The sequence below is a fragment of the Bacteroidales bacterium genome (assembly GCA_023229505.1).
Taxonomy (GTDB): Bacteria; Bacteroidota; Bacteroidia; order Bacteroidales; family JAGOPY01; genus JAGOPY01.
In genome coordinates, this window is sequence record JALNZD010000002.1 from 81,814 (window position 1) to 94,335 (window position 12,522).

10 protein-coding genes are annotated in these 12,522 nt (G+C 44.2%); 9 read left to right on the forward strand and 1 reads right to left on the reverse strand.

Features of this window, described 5'->3' with window-relative positions; translation table 11 throughout:
- Positions 1-13 precede the first annotated feature (13 nt).
- The 3 genes from M0Q51_01140 to M0Q51_01150 are packed head-to-tail and all read left to right on the forward strand — an operon-like array spanning position 14 to position 5,517.
- Entirely contained in the window at positions 14-3,169 is a 3,156-nt protein-coding gene (locus M0Q51_01140) for a beta-phosphoglucomutase family hydrolase (protein ID MCK9398583.1), read from the forward strand.
- Between the two features lie 18 nt (positions 3,170-3,187).
- Positions 3,188-3,820: a hypothetical protein gene (locus M0Q51_01145; protein MCK9398584.1), complete on the forward strand. Its 633-nt coding sequence runs from the start codon at positions 3,188-3,190 to the stop codon at positions 3,818-3,820.
- Between the two features lie 20 nt (positions 3,821-3,840).
- On the forward strand, positions 3,841-5,517 hold the full coding sequence (locus M0Q51_01150; protein ID MCK9398585.1) for a hypothetical protein: 1,677 nt from the start codon (positions 3,841-3,843) through the stop codon (positions 5,515-5,517).
- Here the strand turns inward: M0Q51_01150 and M0Q51_01155 are convergent.
- Complete coding sequence (locus tag M0Q51_01155; protein MCK9398586.1) at positions 5,498-7,234, reverse strand: MFS transporter; 1,737 nt, start codon at positions 7,232-7,234, stop codon at positions 5,498-5,500. The genes M0Q51_01150 and M0Q51_01155 overlap by 20 nt on opposite strands.
- A gap of 150 nt (positions 7,235-7,384) precedes the next feature.
- Between M0Q51_01155 and M0Q51_01160 the strand changes: the two genes are divergently transcribed.
- The 6 genes from M0Q51_01160 (at position 7,385) to M0Q51_01185 (ending at position 12,508) form a co-directional block, all read left to right on the forward strand.
- Entirely contained in the window at positions 7,385-8,080 is a 696-nt protein-coding gene (locus tag M0Q51_01160) for a Crp/Fnr family transcriptional regulator (GenBank protein MCK9398587.1), read from the forward strand.
- A gap of 267 nt (positions 8,081-8,347) precedes the next feature.
- A complete protein-coding gene (locus tag M0Q51_01165) occupies positions 8,348-9,397 on the forward strand; it encodes a hypothetical protein (protein ID MCK9398588.1) in 1,050 nt (349 codons plus the stop codon).
- A gap of 76 nt (positions 9,398-9,473) precedes the next feature.
- Positions 9,474-9,848, forward strand: a complete 375-nt coding sequence (locus M0Q51_01170; protein MCK9398589.1) for a cytochrome c — start codon at positions 9,474-9,476, stop codon at positions 9,846-9,848.
- Positions 9,849-9,881: 33 nt separating this feature from the next.
- Entirely contained in the window at positions 9,882-10,805 is a 924-nt protein-coding gene (locus tag M0Q51_01175) for a DUF5777 family beta-barrel protein (GenBank protein MCK9398590.1), read from the forward strand.
- Positions 10,806-10,929: 124 nt separating this feature from the next.
- Positions 10,930-11,883 (forward strand): cytochrome c3 family protein, encoded by a 954-nt coding sequence (locus M0Q51_01180; GenBank protein ID MCK9398591.1) that lies wholly within the window; start codon positions 10,930-10,932, stop codon positions 11,881-11,883.
- A 7-nt stretch (positions 11,884-11,890) separates the two neighbouring features.
- Complete coding sequence (locus M0Q51_01185) at positions 11,891-12,508, forward strand: cytochrome b/b6 domain-containing protein (GenBank protein ID MCK9398592.1); 618 nt, start codon at positions 11,891-11,893, stop codon at positions 12,506-12,508.
- Positions 12,509-12,522: the final 14 nt, after the last annotated feature.

The following is a 12,522-nucleotide window of genomic DNA, read 5'->3' on the forward strand; positions in this document are numbered from 1 at the left end:
AAAGTCTTAGAAAATGGAATTGCACGCATTTGATGCTGTTATTTTTGACCTCGACGGGGTGATCACGAAAACTGCCCTGGTACACAGTGCTGCCTGGAAAAAAATGTTCGACGGTTACCTCAGGGAGAGGGAAACGAAGTACGGTGAGCCTTTCAGGGAATTTACCCTCAAGGATGATTATCTTCCTTTTGTTGATGGAAAACCTAGGTATAAAGGCGTAGAATCATTCCTCGAATCAAGAGGGATCAGCATCCCTTATGGTAATCCTTCAGATGACACTAAAATGGAGACAGTCTGCGGGATTGGCAACAGGAAAAACATCGCTTTTAATGAAGCCTTGAAAACGGATGGCGTCCAGGTTTATGAATCAACCGTAGCCCTGATCCACCGGTTAAAAGAAGAAGGTATCCGCGTAGGTGTGGCTTCTTCCAGCAAGAACTGCAGGCAGGTACTTGAAACAGCCGGCCTGCTTGATCTTTTCGAAACCCGTGTCGATGGCGAAGTGAGCGCCGAATTAGGTTTAAAAGGTAAACCTCAACCTGATATTTTTACCGTGGCAGCTGATAATCTCGGTGTTACCTATGACCGTGCGGTAGTGGTCGAAGATGCCGTTTCAGGTGTGGAAGCAGGGCGAAAAGGTAATTTTGGGCTGGTCCTGGGCATCGCCCGCGAAGAAAACGAAAAGGAGCTGTATGCCAATGGCGCCGATATTGTTGTGAAAGATATGGCGGACTTCGGTTTTGAAAGCATCAGCCAATGGTTTAAACAAGGCTTTTTCTTCGATAATTGGTCGATTACCTATCACGATTATGTCCCTGGGAAGGAAAAAACCAGGGAGGCCCTGCTGACTGTCGGAAATGGTTATTTTGGGACACGTGGGGCAATGGCTGAAGCGGAAGTGGGGCAGTTTAATTATCCGGGGACCTACATGGCCGGGGTTTTTAACCGCCTTATCTCAAAAGTAGGCGGCCTTGATACTGAAAATGAAGATTTTGTCAATGTTATCAATTGGTTGCCAGTTTCATTCAGAATTAATGATGATGAATTTTTCGACATTAACAAGGCTGAAATCCTTGAAGTCAGACGGGTACTCCGGTTCAACAACGGCGTCCTTTATCGCAGGCTCGTGGTCAGGGATGAAAAAGGAAGGGAAACCCTGATCGGCACCCGTCGCATGGCCAGCATGGACAATCCTAACCTGGCCGCCCAGGAATATACCATCACACCCCTGAATTATTCCGGGAAGATTACAGTGAGGTCAGGGCTCCATGGCGACCATATCAATGCCGGGGTAGAAAGGTACGGCCAGCTTAATCAAAAACACATTGAACCTGTTTTGCTTGGTTCTGAAGAGAACATCCAATTCATCGTGGTTAAAACCACCCAATCGCACACAGTTATCGCTGCAGCAGCCCAGGTGACTGTTTTTGAAGGTAAAGACCGTGAATATGTTCACTTCCATAAGAGCCATACCGCGGGCAGATCACAGATTGAATTCACCCAACGGGTTCAGCAAGGTGAATTTCTGCGGGTACAGAAAATTGTCGCCCTTTACCATAATACCGGGCAACAAGAGGTTGACCCGCTGGAAAAAGCCCTCGAAATCTGTAAACAGTATAAAACCTTCGATGACGTCCTCGAAAAATCAGCATTAAGATGGGAAGAGATCTGGGATTGCATTGATATACGGATTGCCGGTGACCGCCTGGCCCAAAAACTGCTGCGTTTGCACCTCTACCACATGATGGTGACCACTTCCCCGCTGAATGCATCGATTGACGCGGGTATCCCTGCCAGGGGACTGCATGGGGAAGCCTACCGCGGGCATATCTTCTGGGATGAATTATTTATTCTCCCGTTCTACAATCTCCATTTTAAAGAAGTCGCGCGTTCAATTCTTATGTACCGCTATCGCAGGCTGGAAGAGGCACGTAAATATGCCCGCGAATACGGTCACCAGGGTGCTATGTTCCCCTGGCAAAGCGGCAGCAATGGCCGGGAAGAAACTCAGGTCATCCACCTTAATCCCAATTCAGGTGAATGGGGCGCCGATCATAGCTCTTTGCAACGGCATGTTTCACTGGCGATCGCCTATAACATCTGGCAGTATTACCATGTTACCGGCGATATGCAATTCATGGAAGAATATGGAGCGGAGCTTTTATTTGAGATTTGTTGCTTCTGGGCAAGTAAAAGTAAACTCAACCGGGTAACGGGAAGATACGAGATCATCAAGGTAATGGGCCCGGATGAATTTCATGAGAAATACCAGGATACGAACGAAGGTGGACTCAAAGACAACGCTTATACCAACCTGATGGTTGCCTGGATGTTTGAGAAAGCAGGCGAATTGCTTGCATCAATGGATGAGGAGAAGAAAGATGCGGTGCTGGAGCGGCTCCGGCTCACCAGCGGTGAAACGGAACGATGGAACGATATTGCTTCACGGATCAACCTGGTCATTTCCGGTGATGGCATCATCGCCCAGTATGATGGCTATTTCGACCTGAAAGAACTTGATTTTGAAGAATACCGGAGAAAATACAACAATATTTACCGGATGGACCGTATCCTGAAGGCAGAGGGTAAAATGCCTGATGAGTATAAAGTGGCCAAGCAGGCCGATACCCTCATGACATTTTACAACCTCAGCAAAGAAGAAGTCGACCGGATTCTGGACCGGTTGGATTACCGCCTTCCGGAGGATTACCTGATGAAGAACCTGAAGTATTACCTGGCCCGGACGTCGCATGGCTCCACCCTCAGCCGTGTCGTGCATGCCCAGCTGGCAAACCTGACGGGTGATCATCAATTGAGCTGGGAACTTTATTTCGATGCCCTGACCAGCGATTATAACGATATCCAGGGAGGCACAACCGCCGAAGGCATCCATGCGGGAGTCATGGCAGGGACCGTTTGGGTGGCCCTTGCATCTTTTGCCGGTCTGGATCTTCATGGAGATTTTCCCCGTTTTAATCCTAATCTACCGGAACATTGGAGAAAGATCAGCTTTTCCTTCAATTTCCGGGGAGATGAATATGAGTGTGAAGTAACCCGTGAAACCCTCCGCATCAGGGTGGACAGTGATAAAGCCGACAGCTTGAAAATAGGAATCATGGATCAGGTTTTTGATCTTGAAAGCTGGGAATGGATGGAATTTGAAATTTGAAATAAAAAAATACAGGTCATGCTTGGAGACATATTACTTATTGAAGATAAACACCGGAATGCCGGGGAGGCAATTATTCAGAAAATCCTCGAGAGGAAAAAGGATAAATTCATAATTGCCATATCAGGCGAATCCGGCTCGGGGAAGTCCGAACTGGCCCATGTTATTGCCAAGGGGCTCCGGAAGCACGGCATCATGGCCAAACCCATTCACATCGATAATTATTACCGCATTCATCCGCTGGAACGCACCGAATGGCGTAAGAAACACGGCATCGAAAATGTCGTTGGCTATGGGGAATACGACTGGGACGCCATCTATCGCAACATCGATGATTTCAAAAATAACCGCAAATCGACCATGCCTTGCGTTGATCTGGTCACCGAACAGATTGACCAACTAACAACCGATTTCAATGGGATCGGTATGCTGGTCATCGATGGTCTGTATGCAATTAAAACTGATGGGGCCGACCTCAGGGTGTTTCTTGAACTGACTTACCATGAAACCAAGAAAGCACAGGTTGTCAGGGGAAAGGAACCCCAGAATGAATACCGCATGGCCGTCCTCGAGCAGGAACACAGAATGGTACAGGCATTAAAACCTAAGGCCGACATCTTCATATCCAAAGAATATAAGGTTTTGTCCTGATAAATTGAATTCTATTTAGATTGTATTCTTTTAATAAAAAGGAACGATGGGCGCTGATCGGACTGCTATTTCTGCTGATCCCGGCGCTATTGATTAACCTGGGTATCGTTCCGCTTTATGCGGAAGAGCCCAGGCGCGCCGTGATTGCCATCGAAATGCTCATTCGCGGCAACTGGCTGGTTCCTACAATCAATGGTGAATATTATTATCTCAAACCCCCTGTCTTTAATTGGATCCTTGCCTCTTTATACGACCTTACGGGTGGTCCTTCGGAATTCATTTCCCGCTTTACGACCGTAGTTTCCCTTTTTATATTCGGCCTGATCATTTTTTGGGCCGGGAAAAAATATGTAAGCCTGAGTTTTGGGGCATTATCAGCTTTTCTTTTTGTGACAGCAGCCGGAAATCTTTTTTTCAATTCCCTGCTGGCGGAAATTGACATTTTTTACAGCATGGTTACCTATGCGAGCCTCATCAGCATGTTTCATTTTCAGCAGCAGAAAAAGTATTTCCTTCTTTTTCTGATGGTTTATTTCCTTGGAGCCATCGGAACCCTGACCAAAGGCCTCCCTTCCATGTTATATACCGGACTGTCGCTTCTGGTTTTCTTTATAGTAAATAAAGAATTTAAAAAACTGTTCAGCCTGCCCCACCTCGCTGGTATTTTACTTTACCTGATCATCACAGGCGGATACTTCCTGGCATACAACCAACAGGGAGATGCTATCCGTTACCTGCTCAGCCTTTCGGTTGAATCCGGCAAAAGATTTTCAGGCGATACCTTTTGGGATTATCTTCAGCATATGGCCTTGTATCCCCTGGATACGCTGATGAACCTCCTCCCGGCATCGGTACTGATCATTTTTACTTTTCGTAAGTCATTCATCAAGGTTATCAGGAGTAATTCCCTTATGAAATTCGCCCTGCTTATGCTGATCGTCCATTTCCCCATGTACTGGCTCCCCCCGGGTGGCAAGCAACGGTACATCATCATGCTTTATCCTTTTATTGTCCAGATCCTTACTTATTTCTACCTTAATAATTTTACAAAAGAAGACAGGAAATTCAGGGTCTTCAATATAATAATCAGTACAGCACTTGCTTTTGGAGCTATTGCCTGCCTCGTTCCTTTATTTGTCGGGCAAATGAACTTTATTCCAAACCTGTTGCTGATTTGCCTGTCTTCATTTATATTGATGGCAGTAATTTTTATTTTTCAACTTAAAAAACCGCTCTATTCCATCTTCTCCTTATTATTTGCGATGGTGGTACTTCGGTTTTTATTCGGTTTTACTGTTTTGCCTGTCCGTGCGACTGAAGGGGTCGCCCCGGAAAACAGGCAGGCCGCATTAGACATAGCTGGGATTATCCAAGGACAGCAAGTGTGCATATTGCGGCCAACCTATTTTCCCATGCAATCTGTTTTTTACCTGGAAAGGGAACGGAATGAAGTGGTGCCAATCAAGGACCAGGTAGTTCCGGGCGAATTTTATATTGTGGAAAAGATCATCCTTCAGGATTATTCTGTCCGGCGTGAAACGGGAAACCTGGCGATATATCCTTTTCACCCGTTTTCCGACCTTTTTAGCGGAGGCGACAAGGCCAGTTTATCCGGATATACCTATAAAACCATTCTTGAGTTTGAATTACAACGACGCAAGTACCTTTTATTAGTTCCTACTCATCTACATCCCTGACAAATAAGACCAGTACTGCGGCTATTACCATCGAAATCCCGCCAAGGATAAGGGCATATATCGCCTCCCCATCGGCAAATGATTTGACGAAGAAGCCCAGGATACTGGCAGCCAGGATCTGAGGGATCACAATAAAAAAGTTGAAGATCCCCATATAGGTCCCCAGTTTGTGCTGAGGTAACGATCCTGTGAGAATCGCATAGGGCATGGCCAGGATACTGGCCCAGGCAAGACCGATCCCGAGTTCGGAAATGATCAGCATATTTGGATTTTGAATAAGGAAGAAAGAAGCCAGGCTGATGCCGCCCACTAAAAGGCTGATGGCATGTGCCCTTTTCCTTCCGATCACATTGGCTAACCCGATGATCAAAAAAGCCATAATGGCAGCAAACCCATTATAAACGGCCATCAGGACCCCAACCCAATCGGCACCCTTGTTGTATTCTTTATTGACATGCTGCAGGCGATCAATGATCTTTGGGTCCAGCTTGAGGAATTCATTCCTTTTTGAATCCGTAAAAAACTGAACGAGCTTCATGGAAATGGCAACTTCCTTGCCTTTTTCAAACCGGTTGCCCAAACGGGCAAGTTCCTTCCTGATCCCCTGAGTTTCATCCTGAAAGTCGGCCGTATTTTCACCGGCTGGTTGATCAATAGCCATAACTAATTGCTGAAAAGTATCTTTATCCAGCTTCATGTCGTATTTTGAGCTGGTTACCGCAGCAGTGGTATAGATCCACATAGCGAACAAAGCAAACCAGGAAAAAAATTGCACAATGGCAAGCTGTTTCATCGTTGTGGGCATCTTAAAAAGGTCGTTGATGACCACCACGAAACCATTCCGGTCATTTCCATTACGAATGAGAAGGCCGGTTATCAGTTGAATAAATCCAAAAACAAGCAGGCCGAATGAAAGAATGAATAATTCCGCCTGCAATTTGTACCAGTATATCAGAACAGATATGAGAACACCCGCCAGGATCCAGTAATAACTTTTATTCATAAAGCGTTGTGCCGGTAAAATTTCATCCCTTTCTTCCCTGGTTTCAGCCTTGTTCTGCTGATCAGTCTTGTTAAACTCTTTCATCTCTTCCGGGGAGTATTCCTTCGTTCTAAATACGGTATATAGCACTGCCAGGAAAAATACCGCCGCACCGATATAAAAAGAAAACTTAACCGAAGGTGGGATCTGACCTTCAGGTGCAGTATTCTCAATACCAAAGAAATTGGTCATGATGTAGGGCAATGCCGAAGCCACCACGGCGCCGGTGCCGATAAAGAAACTCTGCATAGCGAAACCCATGGTCCTCTGGCGGGCAGGCAGCATATCACCAACGAAAGCCCTGAAGGGTTCCATGGAAATATTAATAGAGGCGTCCATGATCCAAAGCATTCCGGCAGCAACCCATAAAGCAGGTGAATTGGGCATGATAAGCAATGCCAGGGAAGCCAGGATAGCACCCGCAAGGAAATAAGGACGCCGACGTCCAAGCCGCGTCCACGTGTTGTCGCTCATATGCCCGATGATAGGCTGAATGATCAGTCCTGTGACCGGGGCGGCAATCCATAAGATGGGAATATCTTCAACTTTGGCCCCAAGGGTTTCAAAGATTCGGCTCACATTGGCATTTTGCAAAGCAAAGCCAAACTGAATGCCCAGGAAGCCAAAACTCATGTTCCATATTTGCCAGAACGATAATTGTGGTTTTTGTTTCATCGGGGTAGATGTTAATTAATAAGCAATTATAAGGATAATTTCTATGTGATGAGATGGCATCTCAAACTTAATAGCAGATTGAGATGTCATCTCAATTAATATATATTTATCGTATATTTGAACTTCTAAATCAAGACAGACAATTCTCTTATGGCTAAAATATTTAAACAAAGCGATTGTAATCAATGTAAAAAGCGGATCGAGGTATTTAAAGTTTTACGCGAAGAGGATTTTAAAATTATTGATGAAAAACGCTATGAGGTTTTATACCATTCCGGAGAGACTATCTTCAAGCAAGGGACATCATTCACCCATACAATCTGCATACTCGAAGGGCTCATTAAGGTTTACCTCGAAACAAGGAAAAGAAAAAACTTCATCCTTTCATTGATTGGCCCTGGTGAAATGATTGGCAGCCCAGGAATGTTTACCGATAACATGCATCATTTCTCGGTCGTCGCTGTGGAAGACACGCTTGCCTGTCATGTGGAAAGGCAGGCAATTGAAGAGCTTATCCGCACCAATGCACTTTTCGCCATTGAGATGCAAAAAAGGTCCAATTTGCGCGATATCCGCCATTACAGGAAATTCAGGACACTTGCACAAAAACAAATGCCAGGCAGGGTGGCTGAAGTTATCCTTTACCTTTATAATAGTATTTATAAATCCAATCCATACACCCTGACCATCACACGCCAGGATATAGCTGATCTGGCGTCTATCACAAAGGAAGGCACCATCCGGGTCCTGAAAGACTTTAAAGATGCAGAACTGATCTCGTTGAATGGTAACGAGTTGAAAATTCTCAATGAAAAGGCCCTGTTTAACATCTCTGAAAACGGCTAACCCTTTCTGACCTGAAATTTATATTCATTCTAAATAAAAATTCAATCAGCATTTGAATTTTCCTACCAGATTTCAATGCATTGATCTTCTGTTTTTTACATTATATTATTTACTTTTTTTTAATTTCTAATTGATATATATCAATATATTATTGTTTTATTATATATTTCTTTTTGGATAAATATCACCACTCAAATACACATAAACATTAATGAATGTGAGTAATATTGCCTCACTATTTTTTAAAATTCTAAAACAACGCGCAATATGAAAAAATTCAAATTACTTTCAATGCTTTTTTCAGTGGCCATTGTTGTGTCACTGATCGTAATCAGTGCCTGTACCAAGGAAGGCCCTGCCGGCCCTGCTGGTAAAGACGGTACAAACGGAGAAGACGGGATTAATGGAACCGACGGCACCGCTGTATGCGGAACATGCCATGACAACTCTGAAACAGTGGAAACAAAAATTGGCCAATGGGCAAATTCATTCCATGCCACTAGCGGACTCCAGTTCGAGAACGGAACCACCTGTGCCCCCTGCCACACCAGCCAGGGCTTTAAAGAAGTACTCCTCACTGACAGTACAGGAGTAGTTGCATCCCCTGAGAATCCGTCAAATATTAACTGTTACACCTGCCACAAGATTCACGATACCTATACCGGAGCCGACTGGGCACTCAGGAAAACCGAAGCATCTCCTTCCTGGCTGGCACAAAATACTTTTGACTTTGGCAAAGGCAATCTTTGTGCTCAGTGTCATCAGCCGAGAATCTCATACCAGGTTCCTGATGTTACGCAGCCTGATGCAATTTATACTGTAACTTCCACGAGGTTTGCCCCCCATTATGGAGGCCAAAGTTCAACACTGACAGGAACTGCGTATTACCTCGTCGGAACCGGATATAACAACAGTTCGCACATCAATATCGAGAATACTTGCGTTACCTGCCATATGGCATCAGCTATGGGTTATGATGCAGGTGGTCATACATTCCGTATTTACAATGAAGCTGAAGGAGAAATTAATACCGCAGGCTGTGAACCCTGTCACACCGCGGATGAAGCTATTACAAACGTTGAAGAGTTGCAGGCAGATGTTACATTACTCCTGGAAGAGCTTGGAACCTTACTGGAAGCCGCCGGAATTTACAATCCGGCCGGAACTGGCGGATATGCCGTTAAGGGTGATTATCCCAACAAGGTTGCCGGCGCTTACTGGAACTTTATCAGCGTAAAATATGACTTGAGCCTGGGTGTTCACAATCCGAAATTCGTTGAGAAGGTACTTGAAAATTCAATCGCATCCCTCCAATAAATATGGTATTTAATTGATAAAAAAGGCTTCAGTCTAATGAAGCCTTTTTTTATTTAAATTTGAAAAAACAATCGATATGAAAAAGTTTATCTTACTGATTATTGCCCTGATAGGGATCATGGCCTGGCAATCATGCCAGTATGAATGGCTCGATCCTGTTGATTATGTTCCTCCGCCACCTGGCGATACTACCAGTTTCTCTATGGAAGTCGTTCCTATCTTTACAGAGAGTTGCACCAGCTGCCATTCAACCGGCGGTATACCCCCTGATCTGACCCCAGCCAATGCTTATGCTGATCTTTTTGCTGAAAACCTGATCGACGTGGCTACCCCTGAAAACAGCAAACTCTATATCAAGATGGCAACAGGGGGCAGCATGAACCAGTATACCAAAGTCGGTGACCCGGAGATCGTCTTGCAATGGATCCAGGAAGGTGCACTGAATAATTAACGGGATTTTCAATTTCTTAATTCAATAAGGATCATGAAAAAAATTATAATCGTACTCTTCCTGGCATGGTTCGGCACCAGCTCTATCCTTGCCCAGGATACTCAGGAAGCAAAACCTGCTGTCAATGCCAACAAAAGCCTTCTGGGATATTTCATTGTCAAGGAGGGAAAACCGGTCAGAACTCCCTATGATGGCGGAATGCTGATCGATAACCAGACCAATGTCATGCCATCGGCTAAATCACTTGAATTTACGATGCAGCACCGGTTTGGCAGTATGGAAAACGGATTGTCGGATTTTATCGGTATATATGGGGCAGCCAATATCCGACTAGCCCTTAATTATTCCATTACCGACTGGGCCCAGATCGGGATTGGCACCACTAAGAATTACAAACTTCAGGATCTCAGCCTTAAAGTCAACATCCTGAAACAAAGCCGCGACAATAAATCGCCGGTGGATGTCACTTATTATGGAAATTTTTCGATTGACGCACGCGACAAGGCGAAATTCGGGGAACAATACAAGTTTGGAAACCGTGCTGCCTACTTTAATGAGCTGATGGTTACCCGTCAATTCTGCAAGTGGTTCACCATGACCGTTGGCGGGAGCTTCACCCACTTCAATCAGGTGGATTCCCTATATGATCATGATAAGATTGCCTTACACGTACTGGGAAGGATTAAATTCAGCCCGCAGTCGTCTATTATTATCAACTGCGACCTGCCCCTGAAAATTGATGGCATCAAGGAATGGCTCGAAATCAAAGATCAGCCCAAATATAATTTCGGGATCGGTTACGAAGTTGCCACAGCCACGCATACCTTCCAGGTTTTTGCAGGATCAGCAAACTATCTGGTACCCCAGTACAACGTAATGAAAAACCAGAATGAGTTCTTCAAAGGCACCAGGAACATCTTTATTGGTTTTAATATTACCCGTCAGTGGAATTTTTAAAAAATAGTCAATGATTACTGATTTATAAGGGTGCATTTTCCCATTTTAAGATGGCGAGATGCACCCTTTAATTTTAATCTATTTCTATTCTCATCATTATTACTCATAAATAATTGTGTTTCGAATGTGGAAATCATTTACTGTTTTACTGTTAGTCATCCTGAATGTCGGATTAACAGCTCAGGATACGGCGCCTGGTTCACCTGAATCCAGGGATTCCAATCACAAATGCCTGAAATGCCACGGCGAAAAATATTTCTCCTATTATAACGAATCGGTTGGAAGTGATGTGAAAGAAAGGATGAATCCTTATTACATCATTGACTCAGGCGCTTTCTATAAATCAAACCACAGAAGCTTCAGTTGCACAGACTGCCATTCCTCTGAATATGCCTCCAGCTTTCCACACCCTAATGAACTCAGGTTTGAGCCCCAGCTTATTTGCCTGGATTGCCACGGAGGAGATGATAATTTCGCTCAATATCATTTTGAAACCATTAACGAGGAATTCCTTGCCAGTGTTCATTCAGAAAAGCACAGTGAGCAATTTACCTGCTGGATGTGTCACAATCCTCATTCTTATCATATCAGTGCGAGAAATAATGAAAACCTGGCGGAAACAATCCGGTATGACAACCAGATCTGCCTGGGTTGCCATTCAGATGCAAGCCGTTTTGGCCTTCTTTCAGACCGGGATATATTTAATATGCTCGACAGGCACGAATGGTTACCCAATCACCTGGCACATTTCAAAAGTATCCGGTGTATCGAATGCCATGCCGAAGTCAATGAAAATATCCTGGTCGCGCACAAAATACTACCTAAAGAAAAAGCCGTTAAAAAATGTGTTGAATGTCATTCAAAGAATTCATTGCTGCTTGCTTCTTTGTATAAATTCCAGACCAAGGAAAAAAGGGGGAAACAGGGGTTCCTTAATGCTGCAATCCTGACCGAAACCTATGTTATCGGCGCAAACAGGAACTATTTGCTGAATATCACCAGCCTGGGGATCTTCGGCCTGGTCATCATTGGAATATTAATTCATGCAGTGATGAGAAAATTACATTCAAAAAATTAAAGTGATTATGGCAACTGTTTACTTATACCCTATCTGGATACGACTCTGGCATTTATTCAATGGCCTCCTCTATTTAGTGCTGATCCTTACCGGCCTGAGCATGCAATATTCCAATCCGGAATTTCCCATGCTGAGATTTGACCTGGCTGTTTCGATCCATAATATCAGCGGCATTCTTCTTTCCCTTAATTACCTGCTTATTATTATTGGAAATATTGTTACCACGAACGGCAGGTTTTACAAGATGAAAAGAAATGGATTCACAGAAGAGCTTACGCGCCAGGCCCGTTATTATCTGTTAGGCATTTTTAAAGGGGAAAAAGCCCCTTACCCGATCAATAGCGAAAGAAAATTCAATCCTTTGCAGAAAATCAGTTATGCAGCGGTATTATATTTCCTGATGCCCCTGACAATTATCACCGGATGGGCAATGATCTTTCCTGAAATAATCATTTCTGACAAAATCTTCGGCACCAGTGGTTTGCATTTTACAGACCTTGTGCATATTCTGATGGGATTTATATTATCAATATTCATGGTTGTGCATATTTACCTTTGCACAATCGGTAAACCGGCCGGAACGCATTTCAGGGCGATGATGAGCGGTTGGCACCATTCTGAATAAAAAATAGTATCTTT